At 57.7% G+C, this 20742-nt stretch carries 19 protein-coding genes and 1 tRNA gene; 8 read left to right on the plus strand and 12 right to left on the minus strand.

Annotated features, from left to right (window positions below):
- The first annotated feature begins 21 nt into the window (after positions 1-21).
- On the plus strand, positions 22-1314 hold the full coding sequence (gene pncB, locus DHN10_RS04280) for a nicotinate phosphoribosyltransferase (protein ID WP_108814026.1): 1293 nt from the start codon (positions 22-24) through the stop codon (positions 1312-1314).
- 35 nt (positions 1315-1349) lie between these two features.
- Here the strand turns inward: pncB and DHN10_RS04285 are convergent, their stop codons facing one another.
- The 7 genes from DHN10_RS04285 to DHN10_RS04315 form a co-directional block, all read right to left on the minus strand.
- Entirely contained in the window at positions 1350-2405 is a 1056-nt protein-coding gene (locus tag DHN10_RS04285; protein WP_159086910.1) for a GGDEF domain-containing protein, read from the minus strand.
- 137 nt (positions 2406-2542) lie between these two features.
- A complete protein-coding gene (gene arfB, locus DHN10_RS04290; protein ID WP_108814028.1) occupies positions 2543-2956 on the minus strand; it encodes an alternative ribosome rescue aminoacyl-tRNA hydrolase ArfB in 414 nt (137 codons plus the stop codon).
- Positions 2957-3256: 300 nt separating this feature from the next.
- A complete protein-coding gene (locus tag DHN10_RS04295) occupies positions 3257-3898 on the minus strand; it encodes a queuosine precursor transporter (protein ID WP_108814029.1) in 642 nt (213 codons plus the stop codon).
- Between the two features lie 74 nt (positions 3899-3972).
- Positions 3973-4830 (minus strand): esterase-like activity of phytase family protein, encoded by an 858-nt coding sequence (locus tag DHN10_RS04300; RefSeq protein ID WP_108814030.1) that lies wholly within the window; start codon positions 4828-4830, stop codon positions 3973-3975.
- Positions 4831-5733 (minus strand): penicillin-insensitive murein endopeptidase, encoded by a 903-nt coding sequence (gene mepA, locus DHN10_RS04305; RefSeq protein ID WP_108814031.1) that lies wholly within the window; start codon positions 5731-5733, stop codon positions 4831-4833.
- Entirely contained in the window at positions 5718-7094 is a 1377-nt protein-coding gene (locus DHN10_RS04310) for an MFS transporter (protein ID WP_108814032.1), read from the minus strand. Before DHN10_RS04310 ends, mepA begins: the two co-directional genes overlap by 16 nt.
- Before the next feature lie 70 nt (positions 7095-7164).
- Positions 7165-7707: an acyl-CoA thioesterase gene (locus tag DHN10_RS04315; RefSeq protein WP_108814033.1), complete on the minus strand. Its 543-nt coding sequence runs from the start codon at positions 7705-7707 to the stop codon at positions 7165-7167.
- A gap of 138 nt (positions 7708-7845) precedes the next feature.
- On the opposite strand from DHN10_RS04315, the gene DHN10_RS04320 reads away from it, so the two are divergent.
- The 5 genes from DHN10_RS04320 (at position 7846) to DHN10_RS04340 (ending at position 13968) form a co-directional block, all read left to right on the plus strand.
- On the plus strand, positions 7846-8133 hold the full coding sequence (locus tag DHN10_RS04320) for a YggT family protein (RefSeq protein WP_108814502.1): 288 nt from the start codon (positions 7846-7848) through the stop codon (positions 8131-8133).
- 131 nt (positions 8134-8264) lie between these two features.
- Entirely contained in the window at positions 8265-8666 is a 402-nt protein-coding gene (locus tag DHN10_RS04325; RefSeq protein WP_108814034.1) for a PA2779 family protein, read from the plus strand.
- 5 nt (positions 8667-8671) lie between these two features.
- Positions 8672-9493, plus strand: coding sequence for a PA2778 family cysteine peptidase (locus DHN10_RS04330; protein ID WP_108814035.1), 822 nt, complete (start codon positions 8672-8674; stop codon positions 9491-9493).
- A 133-nt stretch (positions 9494-9626) separates the two neighbouring features.
- Positions 9627-12395, plus strand: coding sequence for a formate dehydrogenase subunit alpha (gene fdhF, locus DHN10_RS04335; RefSeq protein ID WP_108814036.1), 2769 nt, complete (start codon positions 9627-9629; stop codon positions 12393-12395).
- A gap of 103 nt (positions 12396-12498) precedes the next feature.
- A complete protein-coding gene (locus DHN10_RS04340; RefSeq protein WP_108814037.1) occupies positions 12499-13968 on the plus strand; it encodes a peptidoglycan-binding domain-containing protein in 1470 nt (489 codons plus the stop codon).
- Positions 13969-14061: 93 nt separating this feature from the next.
- Here DHN10_RS04340 and DHN10_RS04345 read toward each other — a convergent pair whose 3' ends face one another.
- From DHN10_RS04345 to DHN10_RS04355, 3 genes are all read right to left on the minus strand, one after another.
- Positions 14062-15264 carry a DVUA0089 family protein gene (locus DHN10_RS04345; protein WP_108814038.1) on the minus strand — a complete coding sequence of 401 codons (1203 nt, stop codon included), beginning with the start codon at positions 15262-15264 and terminating at the stop codon, positions 14062-14064.
- A 182-nt stretch (positions 15265-15446) separates the two neighbouring features.
- Positions 15447-15572: a type B 50S ribosomal protein L36 gene (gene ykgO / locus DHN10_RS04350; protein ID WP_008231708.1), complete on the minus strand. Its 126-nt coding sequence runs from the start codon at positions 15570-15572 to the stop codon at positions 15447-15449.
- A gap of 78 nt (positions 15573-15650) precedes the next feature.
- Positions 15651-15725: transfer RNA gene (locus tag DHN10_RS04355), tRNA-Val, on the minus strand.
- Between the two features lie 152 nt (positions 15726-15877).
- Here DHN10_RS04355 and DHN10_RS04360 point away from each other — a divergent pair.
- Positions 15878-16741: an N-formylglutamate amidohydrolase gene (locus tag DHN10_RS04360; protein WP_108814039.1), complete on the plus strand. Its 864-nt coding sequence runs from the start codon at positions 15878-15880 to the stop codon at positions 16739-16741.
- Positions 16742-16779: 38 nt separating this feature from the next.
- On the opposite strand, the gene DHN10_RS04365 is transcribed toward DHN10_RS04360, so the two are convergent.
- Entirely contained in the window at positions 16780-17961 is a 1182-nt protein-coding gene (locus DHN10_RS04365; protein ID WP_108814503.1) for a phytanoyl-CoA dioxygenase family protein, read from the minus strand.
- A gap of 80 nt (positions 17962-18041) precedes the next feature.
- On the opposite strand from DHN10_RS04365, the gene DHN10_RS04370 reads away from it, so the two are divergent.
- Positions 18042-19076 carry a LacI family DNA-binding transcriptional regulator gene (locus tag DHN10_RS04370; RefSeq protein ID WP_108814040.1) on the plus strand — a complete coding sequence of 345 codons (1035 nt, stop codon included), beginning with the start codon at positions 18042-18044 and terminating at the stop codon, positions 19074-19076.
- On the opposite strand, the gene DHN10_RS04375 is transcribed toward DHN10_RS04370, so the two are convergent.
- Positions 19073-20587 (minus strand): ABC-F family ATP-binding cassette domain-containing protein, encoded by a 1515-nt coding sequence (locus tag DHN10_RS04375; RefSeq protein ID WP_108814041.1) that lies wholly within the window; start codon positions 20585-20587, stop codon positions 19073-19075. The two genes, DHN10_RS04370 and DHN10_RS04375, sit on opposite strands and share 4 nt — an antisense overlap.
- Positions 20588-20742: the final 155 nt, after the last annotated feature.

Here is a 20742-nt window from a genome sequence, read left to right on the forward strand (position 1 = left end):
CGCCAAGAGGGGGAACTGAATATGGTCGACATCGCCACGCGGGTCTGGAACCACAAATGGAAGATCGATCCGATTGTGCGGTCGCTGATTGATACCGACTTTTATAAACTGCTGATGTGCCAGTCGGTGTTTCGCAATCATCCCGACACCCATGTGCAGTTTTCGCTGATCAACCGAACCAAAAAGATCCGCCTGGCAGAACTGGTGGACGAAGGCGAGCTGCGCGAGCAGCTTGACCATATCCGCTCATTGCGGCTGACGCGGGGCGAAAGCACCTGGCTGCGTGGTAATACGTTTTATGGCAAACGGCAGATGTTCACCTCGGCCTTTATGGAGTGGTTCGAGAACTTGCAGTTACCGCCCTATCATCTGGAAAAGAAAGACGGTCAGTACGAGCTGACTTTTGAGGGGACATGGCCCGAGGTCATGCTGTGGGAAATTCCTGCCCTTGCTGTGATCATGGAACTACGCAGCCGCGCTGTCCTGCGCGATATGGGAAAGTTCGAGCTGCAAGTGCTTTACGCCCGTGCGATGACAAAACTCTGGGGCAAGATCGAGGAGTTGAAACCCATCGATAACCTGCGCGTCGCCGATTTTGGGACGCGGCGGCGGCACAGCTATCTCTGGCAGGATTGGTGTGTGCAAGCGATGATGGAAGGGCTGGGGGCCAACTTTACCGGCACATCAAACTGCCGAATTGCCATGATGCGCGAGATTGAGGCGATCGGCACCAACGCGCATGAGTTGCCGATGGTTTATGCTGCACTGGCGCAGACGGATACTGCGCTGCGCCAATCCCCTTACGATGTGCTTGCCGATTGGCACGAAGAACATGACGGTAATCTGCGGATAATCTTGCCCGATACCTTTGGGACGAAAGGATTTCTGGAGGGCGCGCCAGACTGGCTGGCCGGATGGACGGGGATTCGCGTGGATAGCGGCGACCCGGCGACAGGCGCAGAAACGGCAATAAATTGGTGGATATCGCGGGGGGAAGACCCACGCGAGAAACTGGTCATTTTTTCCGATGGTCTTGATGTGGATAAGATCACAGAACTGCATCAACAGTTCGAGGGGCGTTGCCGGGTCAGTTTTGGGTGGGGCACCATGTTGACCAATGACTTCAAAGGGCTGGTCGCTGATGATGCGCTCGCGCCCTTTTCGCTGGTGTGCAAGGCGATCGCGGCAAACGGACAACCGACAGTCAAATTGAGCGACAACCCAAAGAAGGCAATGGGCCCTGATGATGAAATTGCACGCTACAAGCGTGTTTTTGATGTTGGTGCCCAAGAGGCAGTCGAAGTGCTGGTCTGACCCCACGCAATTGCAGTCAGCAAAGTTGCGCGCTGCTATGCGGCAAGCGCATTGACCCCTTCGGCACTATAGGTAACTTGTGCGCGGTTCTTTCCTTTGTTCTTGGCCATCATCAGTTGAGTATCGGCCTGATTGATCATCTCTTGGAGCGGGCAATGCACGCGCGACCAAAAGACGCCCATGCTGATCGACACGTCAAAAGACGTGCCGCCGCGTTCCACTGGTTTGTCAGACACGAGACCGCACAGCCGTTCTGCAATCCCCTCAACATCAGCGGCATTCACACTTGGGAGGTAGATAGAGAACTCGTCCCCGCCGTGACGGGCAAAGATCGCCTCTTCACGCAGGCTGTTTCTTAGCCGTGCTGCAATGATGGCCAATGTGGCATCGCCAGCATCATGACCATAGCTGTCATTAATGCGTATGAAGTTGTCGATGTCGAAGAAAAAAAACGCATGCCCATTCTGCGCGTCAAAACGACTCTCCCCAACATGGGCGTCAAGCCCACGTCGGTTCAGCAAGTTGGTCAACGGATCCCGACGCGCGTGTTCTTCGAGTGCTTTTGTCGCTTCGAAATAGCGTTTCTCTCGGCGGAAAACCATGCCGATGACAGCTATACCAACCACGTTGCAGATCAACAGCACCGGAGCAATTTCCAGAAATAGACCCAATGCGATGTCAAAAGGGATTAGGAAAATTGCACCAATAGAAAGTGTGATAACCGCGCCCAGTGCTACATCACCAACGGCCGGGTAGGAGATTTTGCTCCGCAAGTATCGCTCAAACGCCAGGGCGAGGCCAAATGCCGTCAACAACCCGACCACCCCTGATGTGACCCCCGCGCCCCCCAGAACCAGCCTGCAAATGACACCAAAGACGAGGGCGACGACGCCTGCAACCGGGCCCGCAAAGGTGGTCGCAGCACCAAGCAACAACGTGCGGGTATCGAAGATTAGCCCTTCCCCAAGAGAGAGCGGATTGATCATCCCCACCACAATGGCGATCCCGAACAGCGTGCCAAAGGCTGGGGCCTCATAGCGCGTGCCGTGAAAGCGGCGTAAGACGACATTGAACAAGAATGCCAAACTCATCAATGCGATGCTTGGTGTGAGTAGGATTTGAAAATGCGACATGGGTAACTAACTCCGCAACGGCCCAGTTGGATGATGTCAGATATCCGTTAAGAACGCGTAATCACCGCTGAAATCATTCTCGATGACGCAGATTGCTATTCATCAACTTTGCCGCGCAGTGCTTTGACTTCACCACGTTCTTTTTTTGCCTGCAATCGCCGCCGGACTGACCCCTTGGTTGGTCGGGTCGCAACCCTCCGTTTTGGTTTTTCGCAGGCTTTTTGGATCAGCTCGGTCAGCCGTTCCCTTGCGATATCGCGGTTGCGCGCCTGACTGCGGGTTTCCTGCACAAAAATCACGATGGCGCCGTCTTGGGTCCAGCGACGCCCAGAAAGCCGCTTTAGCCGGGCCTTGACCGCTGGGGGCAAGTTGGGCGAGCGTTCCGCCTCGAACCGCAACTCGACCGCTGTGGACACTTTGTTGACGTTTTGCCCACCGGGGCCGGACGCGCGTGTGAAACTCTCTGTCAGCTCCCAATCGGCGATTTCGATCTGATCATTGATCCGCATGGCTTGCCCGATGTGTGTACAATCTTTGTGCGCAGAACATACGGCAGTTCTGCCAAAGAAAAAGGGCCAGCCCGACGATGGACTGGCCCTTTCCTGAATTACGGAGGTGGGTCGGTTAGGATCTCCACCTTGGGTTTTCTTCAGCCAAGGGCTGCCCTAGCTGCGATTCCCCCAAGTTGTCCCGACACACTTCTCCAATACCTCATGATGCACTGGATCACCTCCTTTCAAATGTTTCGCCTGAAAAGAGATTCGCACAGATTTAGTATATTTCAAGTAAAAAGATACTTGATGTCGTGTTTATCGCGCACGGAGCAAAAGACGTGTCACAATGATGCGGAATGGGACCAATGCGATCAGGGCAACCGACAGTTTGACCGCCCAATCCGCGACCGCCAACGACACCCAAAGCGGGGCCAATGGGCCGCTGTTCAGGAACGGCACCATGTCCTGCGCCCAGATGACTTCTTCTGCGGCAGGTGCGCTGAAGCCGTTGAAAACGCTGGCAAAAGCGATCGAGAAAAAGATGGCTGTGTCCACGGTTGAACCAACAAGTGTGCTGGCAAGCGGCGCTTTCCACCACGATCCTTGGCGCAGGCGATCAAAGATAGCAATGTCAAGGAGTTGTGCGATCAGGAACGCCGTCGCCGACCCAATGGCGATCCGCAGTGCCACTGCGGGGTATTCGAAACCATCGCCCTGCAGCATGATTTGGCTGCCGATCAGCGAACAGATGATGCCCACGACCAAACCTGCGAACACAACCTTGCGCGCTGCCGCTGTGCCGTAGACACGGTTCATCACGTCTGTCACCAGAAACGCAAACGGGTAGGTGAACGCCCCCCAGGTCAGCAGCCCATCAAGGATGAGGAATTGCACAAGAATATTGGACGCCACAACGATTGTGGCCATGGCGAGAACGCCGGGAAGGATACGTGTCATTTGATTAATCCGTTTTGACAAGGGTGCGGCACTTGGCCCCCGATCATCGGGGACGGAGGCGATCTAACGCCGGGCTACTGGCCCGTCAATCTGTATTCGACAACCTCTGTGCGCTGGAAAGCGCGAAAATTGTCGTCTGACACCATCGTCACGCGCAGCCCTTCGTCGTCTTGCCAGACGCTGATCCCTTCCAGATTGTCATGGGTGCGCAGTCCGGTTTCCAGCATTGTCGCCTCACCGCTGCCATCCAGATCAAAGCGGCGCACCCGATTGCGGAAGCCGATCCCGACAAAATCCCGTTCAAGAATATAGAGCCGCCCGTCTGGCCCAATATCGGCGCCAGCAACAAGGTAGGCGCCACGTCGGGGGATCGCAAAAGGTTGATCCCATTCGCCATCCAAAAGGCGAAAGACGGGAAACGGTCGCGTCGCAAGGCCGGAGCGTTCGGGGATGGTATAAAGCGCCCCATCAGGGCCAATTGCCAATGCTTCAAGCGATGAATTGTCTTGCAGTGCGGTAAATTTATCCGATGCCCACAGCGGCCCGCCTGGTTGATCAATGGCCGCAAAGCTGCGGAGGCCATGGGTCCATTCAAAGGACACGTGCACAGTGCCATCAGGGCCAATCGCCATGCCTTCGCTATCGCTTTGGGCGTGGGGCAAAGGCACGCGACCCGGCCCCCGCAGGCGCAACGGGGCATATGTGTCTAGATGGGTGATCACACCGTTCTCGCGGATCACCTCGGCAAAGAAGAAATGCCCCCGATCGCTCAGCGCGGTCAGTGTTGTGCCATCGTCCGACACCTCAATCCCGGAGAGCCCGCCAAAGCGATCATCATGTGATGTCCAGTGATAGCTGCCGACAAACTGGGCCTCGGCCAGCAGCGGTCCGGCCCAAAGCAGGGCCAACAAGGAAAGTAGGAAATGCTGCACCTAGTTGGCGTTCAATACGTTCAGGCACTGACCTGGAAGGTTCGCCATCGTCAACTCGCGGCGCGGTGTGGGCGGTGGCGCGTCCGGGTCAGGGGGGGGTGGGTTCAGGATACGGTCGACCCAGCCCTGCGCGTCGGCGCAGCCATCGCCCGGTGGTGGCGGTGCCTGATTGGTGCAGCCAGCGGTGCCGGGCGGGCAGCTAAGCCGCACATGGAAATGGTAGTGGTGCCCCCACCAAGGGCGCACTTTGTTCAGCCAGCTACGATCGCCTGTTGCTGAATTACACATGGCAACCTTTGCGCCGGGAAAGACAAAGATTCGGGCCGTGCGCGGATCGGAAGCAGCTGCGCGGATGATCGCCTCATGCTGAGGTGTCCAACGGTCATTGGTAAACGCACCCGCACTGCGGCGCATCGAAATCGACGAGAGGTTCTCGCGCTCTTGCGATGTCAGGTTGAGCCGGTCCGGGGGCAGCATCCAGATATCAACATCAAGCCCGGTTTGGTGGCTGCGGTGCCCGGTCAGCATTGGGCCACCGCGTGGTTGGCTCATATCGCCGATATAAAGCCCCTCCCACCCCGGTTGGGTTGCGGCGAATCGGCTGAGATCACGTACATATTCGATCGTTGTCGGCTGTGCCCAGTTGCGGTTGCGCGACAGGCGCATCGCCTGCCAGGTCGGGCCGGTTTCGGGCAGTTGCTGCGCGCCTGCCTGACAGCCTCGGGCGTATCCGCCAAATGATTGAGGAGGCTGTTCGGAACTGACGGGTTCGGCACCGAACAGGGTTTTGGCAATGCGTGTGTCGCCTGAGTTCTGCGTCGCAAGGCTGACGACGGGTGGGTCGTCAGCCTGACAGGCGGCAAATCCAAAGGCGAGTATTACTGCGGCTAAGAAGCGGACCATTCTGCGCGATCTCCGTCTTTATTGACCCAGCGTAACAAGAAAAGCCCGATCAGGAAAAGGAAGATTACGGGCAAAAACCCTAATTGATTGTTACCGGTCATCAAAGTGAACAGCGTAATCAGGGCGGGGGCCAAAAAGGCGGTCGCTTTGCCGGTCAGCGCAAACAGGCCAAAGGCCTCTGCCGGACGCTCTGGATGCGCGTGGCGCACCATCATCGAACGGGACGAGGCATAGACAGCACCACCCGCACCACCGATGCACACACCGCAAATGTAGAAGATAATATCAGGCAGGCCGGACCCTTCGGCGAGGGGGATGCCAAAGATTGCTTCGCGCGACATGCCAACGATAATGACAGACACAAGGATCAGCACCCAGACGGCAACACGGATCACTGGCTTGGGCCCAAGGCGGGCATCCGCCAGCCCAGACAACCACGTCGTAATTGCCGCCGCGATGGCCGCGATGATGCCGAAGACACCGATCTGAATAATGGTCCAATCCAGCACAAGCGCCGCATAGACGCCGCCAAACGCATAAAGCGCATTCAGCGCGTCACGATAAAACATGGACCCTACCAGAAAGTTCAGCAGGCTTTTGCGATGAAGCACGGACCGTAGCGTCTCTACCAACTCGCACCAGACGGCGCTCAGCTTCGTCGATTTTTTTTCGGCCTTCGGATCGTCACGGACATAAAGGAAAAACGGAATGATAAAGACAATGTACCAGATCGCGATGAACGGCCCCACTGACCGCGTGCCTTCGCGTAGGTCTGGGTCCAGTCCAAACAATGGCGCGTTGCCCAACAGGGTTACGCCCGCATCGTTTTCGGCCAAGAGCAGCAGCATGATAAATAGCGATACAACGCCACCCCAATACCCAAAGGCCGCGCCAGAGCCAGAAATGCGCCCGACCTCTTCATCATTGCCCAAGGATGGCAAGATCGCGTTGACGAAGTTCAGACCGCTTTCGGCGGCAAAGAACCCGACATAAAAGATCACCAACATCAGGATGAGCGCCGACCCGTCCGGTGTCAGCCCCCAAAGCGCGAAGGTCGCGCCGACATAGATGACTGAAAAGAAGAAGATCCACGGCATTTTGCGCCCTGAGTTGTCCGCAAACGCACCCAGAAATGGTGCCGTGAATGCGATCAGAAGACCGGCAACCGTTTGGCCCGCCGACCAGATGCCTTGTGCGCTTGCCTTTGCGGCGGCGCTGTCTTGCCCGCCTGACATGAAATATTCGGTGGCGACGGCCGCAAAATAGGGGCCAAAAATGAAGGTCAGGCCAAGGGTGTAGAACGGTTGGGATGCCCAATCAAAGGCCATCCATCCCCAGATGCGTTTCTTACTCACTGCCATGTCGCTGATCCTGCTCTGCTCTTTCCGGGGATAAGACACAGATAACGTTCGGGCTGGCAAGAAATCTTTCTTAGGACGTTCCGTCGTCTTCTGGTGGCCAGGGGCGGATGTTGTCCGCGTCAATCCAGGCCTGCACCCAGGCAGGCTTCTCTGGTGAGGGGTGATCGACGCCGACGGCGGCAAAAACTTTGGCTGGGTCAACGATACCGTTCTTGTCAGTCACTGCCGAACGGAACAGAGCTTGCACAGCGCATTCATCACCGATCCAAAGCGTATGCTCAATGTAAAAGAAACGATCGCTCCAGCCCACGGCCTTGCTGACAATGCGGAATTTCACAAAAGGGCGGATACGCTTGCGATAGCGGATCGAGGCACCAGCCATTGTCATGCCCCAGCCGTTCTGGCGCAACGCCCGCAAAAGGCCAACGCGCTGGGCGAGCCCGGTGCGCCCCAAATCAAGGATCGACAGAATGCGTCCGTTGTTCATTTCCATGAACTGGTCGATGTCTTGCGGCCAGCACCGATGATAGGACACATGGCTGTCCAAGGGAGGCAGCGGGGGCATGCGGCTGCTTTTGAAGACTTCTTTGAGAAGGCGCACTATCGGGTACATGGGTTTGATCCTTTGCGTTGCTCAAAAGATGTGTTCCCTTGACGTAAACGTCAACTTTGACCTTACGGCAACCAAAGACTTGTCGTGCGGACGGGGAAGGCTTAGGTGCTTGCTGACCAAATGAAAGGCCCTGATCTGATGCTCACAATTCTGCAAGCGCTCCTTTTGATCCTCAGTGTGATTCGGTTTTTTGTGATCGCCCATTTCATCATGAGCTGGCTGATCCGATTTGAGGTGCTCAATATCCGGCAAGAGTTTGTAGGGCAGGTCTGGTATGGCCTCGGACGTATACTAGATCCGATCTACAGCCGTGTGCGTCGTTTCATGCCCGACCTCGGCGGGATCGATCTATCGCCTATCGTCGTTTTGGTTGGGATCGAGATTCTGCGCATCTTCCTGATCAACAACCTTACGGCTTTTGTCTGATCCGTTTCTTGCCGTTGTGATTGGCAAAGCGGCACAAGCGGTTGCGTCGCGCACCAAATTCCTAAAAACTGTCCATGAACAGGGGCTGCGCGGCGCGCTTTGCACGTGCTCGCAAACAAAGGAATTTTAGTATGGGACTTCTCAACATCAGCAAGAAAAGCATGGCAATTGCGCTTTCCGCGCAATTGGTGCTGGCCACGCAAGCGGTGACACTCGCACAAGCCGAGATGCTGGGCACCGATGCCGCGATCAGCAAATACACTGCTTTGGACAACCGCACAGCCTTGATGGATGAACTGCACCGCGGTGACGTGCAGGCCGAGATGGTCGCCATGGGCGTCGATCTCGCAGAGGCAGAGGCGCGTCTGGCCGCCCTATCTGATGCAGAGGTCGCAACGATCCTGACACAGATGGAAAACGACAGCGCCGGTGCTGATATCGTTGGCACGTTGTTCACGGTTTTCGTGATCCTGCTAGTGACCGATCTTTTGTGCTTTACCAGCGTCTTTAGCTGGGTGCGTTGCGTCCGCTAGGGCGGATGTTTGGCCGCATCGCCGCCACGCTGGCACTGTGCTGGCTGGCGGCCTGTGCCGCACCTTTTGACCCTGACACGCAACTTTCGACCGATGTGCCCACGCGGGCGCAGGTTGCAGATGTGCCCCTGATCCAGCAGGCCGACTTTTATTGCGGTCCCACATCCATCGCGATGGTGATGCAATGGGCTGGCGCTGACATTTCGCAAGATGATGTTGCGGGATTGGCCTTTAATCCCGGTGCGGGCGGAACCTATCTGGCTGATATGGTTGGCAGCAGTCGGCGCTTAGGGCAAATAGCCGTCGAAGTGTCGACATTTGATCAACTGCTAAGCGAAGTCTCTGCCGGTCATCCTGTGATCGTATTTCAGAACCTCGGGTTGGGGATCGCGCCTGTGTGGCATTACGGCGTCGTCACCGGGTATGATTTTGCCAAGGATGAGGTGTACCTCAATTCAGGGCAATTGGATCAGATGATCATGCCCTTTGCGGTCTTTGAACGCACATGGCGTAGGGGTGATTTCTGGGGGTTGGTTGTACTGCCCCCGGATCAACTGGCCGTCAGCGTGCCCGAAGCCGAGGTCCTCGCCGCCGGTGCCGCGCTTGAGCGGGTAGAGCAGTTCGATGCTGCTGAGACCCTTTATGAAACGGGGGGGCGACGCTGGCCGGAAAACTGGCTCTGGCAGTTTGGTTTGGGCAATGCCCGATATGCCAAAGGTGACTTGCGCGGAGCGCGGCAAGCGTTGCGGCGCGCTCGCTCGCTTGGGCCAGATATTCCCGAAGTTCGTGCCAATTTAGCTTTTGTTGAGGCCGAACTAGCAGGCTAAAGGCGCAGGCCCGAAACCCAAGTTACTTTCTGGCAAGACGCTATGGCGCAAATGCGCCGCTGGCAGTCGCGCATGGCGTTTCGAAATTGCGGTGTAGATGGTGTAGTCTGCCCAAGAACACTGGAGAATCCCGATGGCAGACCGCATTACCTTCACGCTCGACGGCGAAACCGTGACCGCCGCATCCGGCGAGACGATTTGGGAAGTTGCCAATGGGCGCGGCCTTGTGATCCCGCACCTGTGCCATAAGCCCGCACCGGGCTATCGCTCTGACGGTAACTGCCGCGCATGCATGGTCGCGATTGACGGCGAACGCACCTTGGCCGCCAGCTGTATCCGTGAACCTGCTGAAGGGATGGTTGTGACCACCGATCAGCCGCGCGAGAAACAGGCGCGTCGCATGGTGATGGAGCTGCTGGTTGCGGACCAGCCTGCCCAGGATATGGCCCACGACAAATCCTCCCACCTCTGGGATATGGCCGCCAAGCAAGACGTGAGCGAAAGCCGGTTCTCGCAGAAAGAACCTGACCACATCCCACTGCTTGATGACAGCCACGTTGCGATGTCGGTGAACCTTGATGCTTGCATCCAATGCGGATTATGCGTGCGTGCCTGCCGCGAAGTGCAGGTCAATGATGTGATCGGCATGGCCGGACGCGGTGGCAATGCCTACCCGGTTTTTGACATGGATGACCCGATGGGCGCCTCATCCTGTGTCGCTTGCGGCGAATGTGTGCAGGCTTGTCCAACAGGGGCGCTGCTGCCTGCGTCTGTCACTGATGAAAACCAGATGGGTGACACCCAGGACTACGACAAAGAAGTCGAAAGCGTCTGCCCGTTCTGCGGTGTCGGCTGTCAGATCAGCCTCAAGATCAAGGACAACAAGGTCAAGTTTGTCGAAGGCATCAATGGCCCGGCCAACGAAGGACGGCTTTGCGTCAAGGGGCGCTTTGGCTTTGACTATATCCACCACGATCACCGCGTCACAAAACCGCTGATCCGTCGTGATGATGCCCCCGCCAAGGGCCTGAACGTCGATCCCGGCAATTGGCAAACGCACTTCCGCGAAGCATCTTGGGAAGAGGCGCTGGATGTGGCGGCCAAGGGCCTCAAGGACATTGGCGGCAAGGGCGTGGCTGGTTTCGGTTCTGCCAAATGCACCAATGAAGAGGCGTATTTGTTCCAGAAACTGATCCGTCAGGGATTTGGCCACAACAACGTCGACCACTGCACGCGCCTGTGCCACGCATCATCCGTTGCGGCGTTAATGGAGAACGTAGGCTCCGGCGCTGTAACCGCGACCTTCAACGAAATTGAAAATGCGGATGTCGCCATCGTCATCGGTGCCAATCCGGTTGAAAACCACCCTGTTGCGGCCACCTATTTCAAGCAATTCACCAAACGCGGCGGCAAGCTGATCGTGATGGACCCGCGCGGCGTCGGCCTGCGCCGGTTTGCATCCCACATGCTGCAGTTCCGCCCCGGTGCAGACGTGTCGATGTTGAACGCGATCATGCACACGATCGTCGAGGAAAAGCTCTACGATCAGCAATACATCGAGGCCTACACAGAAAACTGGGAAGCCGAGAAGGCACATCTGGCCGATTTCAGCCCAGAGAAAATGCAGGACATCTGCGGGATTGATGCCGAGACGCTGCGCGATGTTGCCCGCACCTTTGCGGGTGCCAAGGCTGGAATGATCTTCTGGGGCATGGGTATCAGCCAGCACATCCATGGCACCGACAATTCTCGCTGTCTGATCAGCCTCGCGCTGATGACGGGTCAGGTGGGTCGCCCCGGCGCGGGCTTGCATCCGCTGCGGGGACAAAACAACGTGCAGGGTGCGTCTGATGCAGGTTTGATTCCGATGTTCCTGCCCGATTATCAGCCTGTGGGCGATGATGGCGTGCGGTCGGCGTTTCAGGAAATCTGGAAAGAGGGGTCAATTGATTCCAACAAGGGCCTGACCGTGACCGAGATTCTGGATGCGGTCCACGCTGGTGATATTCACGGCATGTATATTCTGGGCGAAAACCCGGCAATGTCGGACCCCGATGTCGAACATGCACGCGACGCTCTGGCCAAGCTCGATCATTTGGTCGTGCAGGACATTTTCATCACCGAGACGGCAAACTATGCCGATGTGATCCTGCCCGCCTCTGCTTTTGCAGAGAAGTCAGGCACTGTGACAAACACCAACCGTCAGGTCCAGATGGGTCGCCCGGCTGTACCGCCGCCAGGTGATGCGAAAGAGGATTGGTGGATCACTGTTGAACTGGCCAAGCGCCTTGGGCTGTCGTGGACCTATACGCATCCATCAGAGGTCTTCGCGGAAATGGCGTTGTCGATGAAGTCGCTGTCCAACATCACGTGGGACCGTCTGGAAGATCAAAACGCAGTGACGTACCCGTCGCTATCCCCCGAAGATCCCGGTCAGCCGATTGTGTTCGGCGATGGTTTCCCACGCGAAAACGGGCGGGCAAAATTTACCCCCGCCAGTGTGATTGCACCGGATGAGGCGCCCGATGATGACTACCCAATGATCATGACGACAGGACGGCAGTTAGAGCACTGGCACACCGGGTCCATGACGCGGCGGTCCAAGGTTCTGGACGCGGTCGAGCCTGAGGCGAACTGTTCCTTGCACCCGTCCACCTTGCGCAAGCTCGGCGTCGAACCGGGCGGGATGGTCACTGTGTCCAGCCGTCGTGGCAGCATCACGATCATGGCACGGGCAGATCGGGCGGTGTCGCCGGATATGGTCTTTGTGCCCTTTGCCTATGTCGAAGCGGCGGCCAACGTCCTGACCAACCCGGCGGTTGATCCCTACGGCAAAATCCCGGAGTTTAAATTCTCTGCGGTGAAGGTCGAAAAGGCGCAATCCAGCGTAGCAGCCGAGTAATCAGCATCGCTATTGAATAGCAACGGCCCGCTGGCCTAGCTTCCTTGGTGGAAACCGTGCGTTATGCCGGGCGGTTTGCGGTGAACAACCAAGGAGATGCGCAATGCGCAAACTGACCCTGATTGCGGCTCTGTCCGCGCTTGCCATGCCAGCCATGGCCGACGATGCCGCCCTGTTGATGGGGGTGTCGCGTTATGATGAATTTCGCCGGGTCAGCAATGGTCTTGATGTGCTCAACTCTGCCGAAAGCCTGCGTGACGCAGGCTATACCGTTGGCACGCTGGCCAATGGGTCAGCCGACGCGATGGAGCGCCTGCTGGCTCGCTTTGCAAATCAGGCGGCGGGTGCCGAACGTCTGGTGGTGGGTCTGGCGGGGCGCTTTGTAACCGACGGCACGCGCAGTTGGCTGCTGGCCGAAGATGCAGATCGCCCGACGCCCTTTGGGCTGGATGACGCCGTGTCGGTCGAGATGATCATGAACGTTATGGCTCAGGCGCCGGGACAATCGGTGCTGATCCTTGGCTATAATCAGGGTGATGACGATGCGATTGGTAGCTACTTGCGTCAGGGCATCGGCGCGTTGGACGTCCCGCAGGGTGTGACGGTCTTGCTGGCTGATCCGTCTTCGACCGATGGGGTGGTGATGGACGCACTGACCGAACCGGGCGGCGATGTGATGGCGTTTGTGCGGGATAGTCGGCGTGTGCGTGCGGTCGGCTATGTGCCCCGCACGCTGGTGATGGAGCCTGAATTTACTGAAACCGCACGCCCGCTGCCTACCATAGACCCCAGCCTGCGCGCTTGGAATGACGCGCAAGAGGCAAACGCCGCGGATGCCTATCGGGAATTCATCTTTGACCACCCGCGCAGCGAATATGCGGCCGAGGCGCGCCGCCGTCTGGACGAGATCGAGAGCGATCCAATCCGCATGGCCGAGATCGAGGAAGACGGGCTGAACCTGACCCGAAACGAACGCCGGGCGATTCAGCGCAATCTGACCTTGCTTGAGTTCAGCACGCGCGGTGTTGATGGCATCTTTGGCCCAGGCAGCCGGGGCGCGATCCGCAACTGGCAGCAAAGCAACGGTTTTGCCCAGACGTCCTATCTGACAACCGAACAGATCAACCGGATTGACGCGCAGGCCAGCCGCCGCGCTGCTGAAATTGAAGCTGAAGAAGAACGCGCCCGCGAAGAGGCCTTGCGTCTGGACCGTGACTATTGGGAAGAAACCGGCGCGCGCGGTTCCGAGGCCGGGTACCGCGCTTATCTGGACCGTTACCCCGAGGGTATTTTTGCCAATGAGGCGCGTCAGAAGTTGGGTGCTCTTGACACCAGCAACAACGAAGAAGCCCGCGAACGCGAACGCGCGCTGGGCGTAAACCCGGTGCTGCGGCGTTTGATCGAAAGCCGTCTGGCGCAACTGGGCTACAACCCCGGTCAGGTCGATGGACGGTTTGACCGCGATACACGCGGTGCGATTGGCCGCTATCAGTCACGCTATAACCTGCCTGCGACGGGTTATCTTGATCAGGGCACACTGGCGCGGTTGCTGGCGGATACCATCGGGCGGTAACGGCTGCTGCGCCCACATGGGCAGGCACGTGACATGAAAAAAGGGGCGCGCCTGACAGCAGGCACGCCCCTTTCGCAATTCTTAGCGGATATCTTATTGGGCGCGCACGTAGCGTTCCAACAGCAGACGGATCAGACCTTGGCCGCTGTCATACTGGCGCACCCCGATGACATAGATCCCCGGCTGCAAGCGCGCCATCACGAGGCTGTCCAGCCCATCGCCATAGTCGTCGTTCTGGCCAACTTGACGGCCAAAATCGTCAAAGACGACCAACCACGGATCACTGCCGCCGCCGCCAATTGCCTCGGTGACCAAAAGGCCGGGCTCTGTCAGTTCGACACTGAACCACTGCACATCAGACGTGGCCTGCACATCCTGACGCAGCCGCGATTGTAACACGCCCAAGTCAGTCACCGGTACTGTGCCGTCCAATGGTGGGGCCGCTTCACCACGCGCATAGAGCGAGCGCAGGGCCTCTTCGGCATCATAAGCGCTTATGCTGACCGTAATCGGCGCGCCTTCATCGCTAAGAGCCTCCATCGCAAGGCAGTAAGTGCCCGGTGCAAGCTGGTCGGTCACATCGATACGAGAATTGAGCCCGTCATAGTCGTCGTTGTCGTTGATATAGACTTCACCTGGTCCATAAAGCGTGATCACGGGATCTGCCGTCTCATTCTCGGCGGTGATGGTAACGGCGGTTGGGGCATCAAGGGTGAAGCTCCAATAAGGGGTTTCGCTGACTGATGCTGTGGCGAGGCCGCCGATATCACCAAAGGGTGTCGCTGTATCACAGCTGCCAAAGGCATTTTCGCTGCCGCCGCCGGCATCGATGCCTGCGGTCAGGGGGTCCTGCTCTTGACGGCCTACGCGTACAAAGGCGGTCATCGGGCTGCCGTCATAGCTGCGCATGGACATGCAATAGGTGCCCGCATCAAGGTTTGTTTCCGCGCGTGATGCACCGTTGCCACCGCTGTCATCATCCGACAGGATCACACCGCCGTTGGCGTCCAGCAAATCAATGATCGGATCACCGGCGCCACGGCCTGCGGCCTCGACCCGGACATCAGTGGGTGCGGACAGGGTGAAAAGCGAAACATATTCGTTGCCCCCCAGAACCAGCGCCATCTGTTCCTGATAGGTGTCGGCTGTGGTGATGTCTGATGTGGCCTCGTCCCCGCCGATCCAGATGCCACTATCACCAAAGCCCCCGCAGATATTGGCCTGCGCTAGCGCAGGCGACGCGGCACCAAGCAAAAGCGCTGCCAGAGTTGTTGATTTCAAATTGAGTGAGGTCATAAAAAGGTATCCTTTGCCTTTGCGGATCAAGATCTGGCGTAAGCGTAACGCGGCGGTGGCCTGGTTGGCTAGCCCAGATGCGTCAAACTACTGAAAACCTGACCTGATCCTAACGCGCACCGAAACGAAAAAGGCCGCGCCCAATGCTGGGTCGCGGCCTTTTCAAATTGCTGTCGCTTGGTTTAGCCTTGGCGGGCTTTGAACCGGCGTTGCGTCTTGTTGATCACATAGACGCGGCCCTTACGGCGCACGATGCGGCAATCGCGGTGGCGCTGCTTGAGCGAGCGGAGGGAGTTACGTACCTTCATGGGTTCGTTTCCTATCTGTCGCGGCGCGCGAATTGCGCCTTGGGGTTGCTGTTCAGGCCCGAAAGCCCGGTGAATTCATGGTGGACGATACTGGGATCGAACCAGTGACCCCTTCGATGTCAACGAAGTGCTCTACCGCTGAGCTAATCATCCATGTCGTCTGCGCCCGCCTGCATCCCATAACGAAATAGGACGCGGGGCGAACCGCGTCAGTCGTGCGGTCTATAAAAGGAGTCGGGAGAGGGATCAAGGGCTTTTGGTAATTTCACAAAACACGCTATCTAGGGGATAGAAAGGACGTCATTTTGCACTCCAGCGCCTATCATCTGACACGCCCGACAGAGCGCACGACAAGCGTTGTCTTTGCCTCACCCCACAGCGGGCGGCACTATCCAGAGGCGTTCTTACGCAAGGCCGTGCTCAATGCAAGTCAGATCCGTTCATCCGAGGATGCCTATGTTGACCAGCTCTTTTCTGCCGTGCCAGAGCATGGCGCGCCGCTTTTGACGGCCCGCGCACCGCGCGCCTATCTTGACTTGAACCGCGGCCCGGATGAGTTGGATTCAGCCCTGATCGAGGGCGTGCGCCGCAGTGCTCACAACCCGCGCATTGCCAGTGGTCTGGGTGTGATCCCCCGCGTCGTGGCCAATGGCCGCCAGATTTATCGAGGCAAGTTGAGCCTGACCGAGGCGCACCAGCGCATCGCGCGATATTGGCGCCCCTATCATGACCAACTGCAAACACTGCTGGATGAAAGCAACAACGCCTTTGGTGAGGCGATCCTGATTGACTGTCATTCAATGCCCCATGAAGCGCTTGAGAATGTCGGCCCACCCGGTGCGGCCCGCCCTGACGTTGTCTTGGGTGATCGTTTCGGGGCAACGGCAGCGGGATCAATCGTCGAACAGGTCGAGGCTGCTTTTGCCAGTGCCGGGCTGCGGGTCGCCCGCAACATGCCCTTCGCCGGTGCCTTTATCACGCAACATTATGGGCGGCCCTCGCGCGGTCAGCACGCCATTCAGGTCGAGATTGACCGCGCACTTTATATGAACGAACGGACCCTTGAACTGAGCAGTGACTTTGATGCCTTCAAATCTGCCCTCACAAGCGTGATTGCCGAAATCGCCCAAATCGGTGCTGCAAGCGATCAAAAGATGGCAGCGGAATAGCGACCGTCGGCTGGGGTTCTTCCCGGCGCTCGCGCGCCTCAGGACAAGCGTCGTCCCTTCATCTGGTCAAGCTGTTCCCCAAAGCCGTCTGCATCCATTCCTTCAGACAACGCGCGCCGGAACAATGCAGCAGGCGTTTCCGGTGCAAGCCCATTTGTTGGCGGGTCACGATCCAGATTGGTCGGGAAGGAATACCCCTCTGCGGTGGCCGCAATCGCGGCGGAAAGCTCGGCTGTGCTCAATCTGCCTGCCTTTTTGGCACTCATAGCGTGGGGCAGCAGCAGTTTGCACATTTTGTCCCGGTCAATCGTTTCCATGGCGCGGCCGAATGCCGACGACACCTGTAGCAGATTGGCAAATCGGTGAATGTCCGTGCTCGTGTTTGCACCTGCGGCATGAAACAGGGCTGGATTGAAAAATACGGTGTCGCCTTTGGCGAGGGGCAGTTGCACATAGCGGTCCTCGAATACCGCGCGGAAGTCATCCCTGCGCCATGCGGCATAGCCGGGGCGATAGGCCTGCGAGAATGGCAGCAATTTTGTCGGCCCACTGTCCAAAGGCATGTCGCAATGCGCAACCGCACCCTGCAACGTCAGAATAGGTGACACATCATGCACATGGGCCGGATAGGACGCGCTGATGGCAGCCGTTTGAAAGCCCAGATGGTAGTCGCGATGCGCCTGTTGGGCCGCCCCGCCGGGATGCACAAGGTTTACCTGCGCTGTCATCTGGTAGTTCGGGCCAAGCCATGCTTCGCAGATCGCCGCGATGGCGGTGTTGGCGAAGTAGTTCAGAAACACCTCGGGCGATGCTTCACAAAGTTTTTGCAACGCGTTCCAGACCCGATCATTGGCCCCGGACGCCGCAAAATGATCTGCTCCGCCTGCTGCACCTGCCTTTTCATCTGCAATAATGTCTTCATAAACACGCGTCGCAGCATCCAACACGGTCGTGTCAGTGTAGGTATTCTTGAGCGCCAGAACCCCGGCGCCGCTATGCAGCACACGCGTCCATTCCGCCATGATCTCGCGGCGGGTCCCGTCCTCTTCCAGCGCAGGGCGCAGTGTGGACATGTCGTAGACCGGGATGTTTTGCTCGATTGCTGCTGCGTATGGCACCTGTTCGGCACCCGTGGTCTGGTCGATCAATGCTGTGAACGCCTGCAGGTCGCAGCTGTCCGGGTCATAGTAGCCGTGAGTGCTTTCAGCGCTGTCTTTCATATCCATTCCTCCTGTTCTGAAAACCAGCATAGCGGAGCCAAGATTGCATTGTGGTATGAAACCCATCAAAAACACATCAAATGACACATCGCTTTCCAATCAAAGAGATTGCCCGGCAAGCGGGATTGGGCACGGCCACAGTTGATCGAGTTCTCAATGGTCGGGCTCATGTGAGCCCGCAAACAAAGTTACGTGTGACGGCCGCGATTGAGGAACTGACCGCACAAGAGGCCCAGCTTGCGGCACGCGGCAGGCGTTTGTTCTTTGATTTTGTGGTGGAAGCGCCAAACCGTTTCAGCCGCGAAGTCAAAGCAGCGGCTGAGGCCGTTTTGCCTCAGATAGGAAAGGCCGTCTGTCGCCCGCGATTTGTACAGCAGGAGATCATGCATGACGACGAGGTTGTGAGCACCCTCGCGCGGATCATGAAGCGCGGCAGTCATGGAGTGTGCCTGAAAGCGCGCGACACGTCCAAAATCAGAGAGGCCGTGAACACGCTGACCGCAGCCAAAATACCCGTCGTGACGCTTGTCACAGATATCGGTGGAACTGATCACCTAACCTATGTGGGCATGGACAACGCCAGTGCAGGGCGCACGGCGGCCTACCTGATCAGCAAAACGGTCAGCAACACCCCCGGAGCGGTCTTGGCGACGCGCAGCCAAGAAGGCTTTCTGGGCGAAAAAGAGCGCGAGACCGCTTTTGTTTCAGCATTGCGAAGCCAATGCCCACAGCTGCATGTCGTGGCCGTACAGGGTGGCGGGGGAATTGATCATGATACATCGCGCCTATTGTCACATGCGTTGAAGGGCATAAGTGATCTGTGCGCTGTCTATTCGATGGGCGGCGGCAATCGGTCGATCCTGAATGCGCTTGCGGATCAGGGCCTGAAACCAGAAATATTTGTGGCCCATGATCTGGATTGGGAAAACCGACAACTGATCCTTGAAGGACGGCTGGATTTCATTCTGCATCATGATTTGCAGATGAACATCCGCAATGCCTTTGGCGCGTTCCTATCGTACCACGGGCTGTCAAACGATCAGGCCGAAACGCCACTCTCCACAGCGCAGGTGCTGACGCCGGAGAATGTTCCGGCGTTCAGACGGCACGTCTAACTTGTCATCTCAGAGGCCAGGAACGCCTCGGGATCATCCACTTCAACCAGCCGTTTGCGTTCGATATGCCAGAACCGGTTGCCCACGTTGCGCAGGAAGCTCCGGTCGTGGCTGACCAGCAGGCAGGTAGCGCCGTGGTTGATCAACTCATCCTCTAGCGCTTCCTGGCCTTCGATATCCAAATGGTTCGTCGGTTCGTCCAACAGGTAGAAATTTGGCTGTTGCAGTCGCAGGATCAGCATCGCCAGCCGGGCCTTCTGCCCGCCCGACAGCGCCCCGATCCGGGTGTCCTGCATCTGGATATTGACGCCAGCGCCCGCCAGCAACCCACGCGCGCGTTGATCGCCCATGTCATGCTGGCCTGCAACAGCCGTCATAGGCGTATCTGCATCATCCAATTGACTGAGGTGTTGATCGGAATAGCCCATTGCGACCGTCGGTGCGGTCTTGATCCCGATGGCCTCACTGGTGACAGCCCGGTGGATCATCTTGACCAAACGGGTTTTGCCAGTGCCATTGGTGCCCAGCAAAACAACCCGATCCCCCTGACCGATCCATTTTTTGCCGGTGGTATACAGCAACCGACCGTCCGGTGTTTCAACCCCCACATCATCCAGCGCGATCAGTGCCTTGGCATGGGTGCCGCTGTTGGTCAGCCTGATGTCGCCTGCGCCGCGTTCACTATGGGCCGGCTTGGCCGCGGCCTCGATCTTGGCGGCGCGTTCGCTTAGCTGTTTGGTTTTGTTGATCAACAGATCAGAGCCAGAGTTGATCCCGATGTTCTTGAGCTTTGCAGCTTGTTTGCGCAACTGTTGCGCTTTGTTGAGGTCATTGGCGAAACGGCGTTCGTCGGCGGCGTCTGCTTCCGCCAATGACGCGCGGGCCTTGGTAAAGGGCAGTTGGAACACGCGTGATCGTTCTGCGCGCAGGAAAAGCGTGCGATTGGTGGTGGCGTCCAGAAATGCACGGTCATGGCTGGTGATGATCACAGGTGTGTCGCGGGGCAGGGCGCCTAGCCAATCTTGCAATAGCCCTATGCGGTGCAGATCAAGGTGGTTGGTTGGCTCATCCAGCAGAAGGATGTCGGGTTCGTTGATCCACGCCGCTGCCAGAAGTGCTGTGCGTTGCCAGCCGCCGCTCAGTTCATTCAACGGCTTTTGTTGCAATTCATATGGTACCTTAAGGTCGTCCAGCACGACATCGACCCGCCAGCTTTCATAGTCGACCTGTTCTTGCGGGAGGGCGGCAAGCACCATGTCATAAAGGGTTTGGCCCAGCGCTGTGTCCGTCACATATTGTTCCACATATCCAACGCGCAAACCCCGCGCGCGGGTGATGTCGCCGGTGGTATGTTCAAACGTGTCGGCGATGCAGCCCATCAACGTGGATTTGCCCCGCCCGTTGGCAGCGACAAGCCCGATGCGGTCGCCCTTGGAAATGGTGAGATTGAGGTCGGTAAAAAGCGGATCGCCCAGCGTCACGCCAAGGGCATTAATATTGATGATGGTCATAAGAGGTCTCAGTCAAACAGAGATGGTGCCGCAAAGGCGGCGTTTGGGCAGATCGTGGACTGATCAGCCCTGCAAACGGATTTACAGGGCGGAACGGGGACCATGCTGAAGGCGACGGGTGATGCGCATGCTCAGCACTGTCCTCCTATTGTTGT

Origin of the sequence: Loktanella sp. Alg231-35 (genome assembly GCF_900143545.1) — a bacterium.
Taxonomy (GTDB): domain Bacteria; phylum Pseudomonadota; class Alphaproteobacteria; order Rhodobacterales; family Rhodobacteraceae; genus Yoonia.

Coding starts and splice junctions, on each gene's coding strand:
- pncB (WP_108814026.1), top strand. CDS start 22: ATGGTCGACATCGCCACGCGGGTCTGGAACCACAAATGGAAGATCGAT.
- DHN10_RS04285 (WP_159086910.1), bottom strand. CDS start 2,405: ATGAGTTTGGCATTCTTGTTCAATGTCGTCTTACGCCGCTTTCACGGC.
- arfB (WP_108814028.1), bottom strand. CDS start 2,956: ATGCGGATCAATGATCAGATCGAAATCGCCGATTGGGAGCTGACAGAG.
- DHN10_RS04295 (WP_108814029.1), bottom strand. CDS start 3,898: ATGACACGTATCCTTCCCGGCGTTCTCGCCATGGCCACAATCGTTGTG.
- mepA (WP_108814031.1), bottom strand. CDS start 5,733: ATGGTCCGCTTCTTAGCCGCAGTAATACTCGCCTTTGGATTTGCCGCC.
- DHN10_RS04310 (WP_108814032.1), bottom strand. CDS start 7,094: ATGGCAGTGAGTAAGAAACGCATCTGGGGATGGATGGCCTTTGATTGG.
- DHN10_RS04315 (WP_108814033.1), bottom strand. CDS start 7,707: ATGTACCCGATAGTGCGCCTTCTCAAAGAAGTCTTCAAAAGCAGCCGC.
- DHN10_RS04320 (WP_108814502.1), top strand. CDS start 7,846: ATGCTCACAATTCTGCAAGCGCTCCTTTTGATCCTCAGTGTGATTCGG.
- DHN10_RS04325 (WP_108814034.1), top strand. CDS start 8,265: ATGGGACTTCTCAACATCAGCAAGAAAAGCATGGCAATTGCGCTTTCC.
- DHN10_RS04330 (WP_108814035.1), top strand. CDS start 8,672: ATGTTTGGCCGCATCGCCGCCACGCTGGCACTGTGCTGGCTGGCGGCC.
- fdhF (WP_108814036.1), top strand. CDS start 9,627: ATGGCAGACCGCATTACCTTCACGCTCGACGGCGAAACCGTGACCGCC.
- DHN10_RS04340 (WP_108814037.1), top strand. CDS start 12,499: ATGCGCAAACTGACCCTGATTGCGGCTCTGTCCGCGCTTGCCATGCCA.
- DHN10_RS04345 (WP_108814038.1), bottom strand. CDS start 15,264: ATGACCTCACTCAATTTGAAATCAACAACTCTGGCAGCGCTTTTGCTT.
- ykgO (WP_008231708.1), bottom strand. CDS start 15,572: ATGAAGGTACGTAACTCCCTCCGCTCGCTCAAGCAGCGCCACCGCGAT.
- DHN10_RS04365 (WP_108814503.1), bottom strand. CDS start 17,961: ATGAAAGACAGCGCTGAAAGCACTCACGGCTACTATGACCCGGACAGC.
- DHN10_RS04370 (WP_108814040.1), top strand. CDS start 18,042: ATGACACATCGCTTTCCAATCAAAGAGATTGCCCGGCAAGCGGGATTG.
- DHN10_RS04375 (WP_108814041.1), bottom strand. CDS start 20,587: ATGACCATCATCAATATTAATGCCCTTGGCGTGACGCTGGGCGATCCG.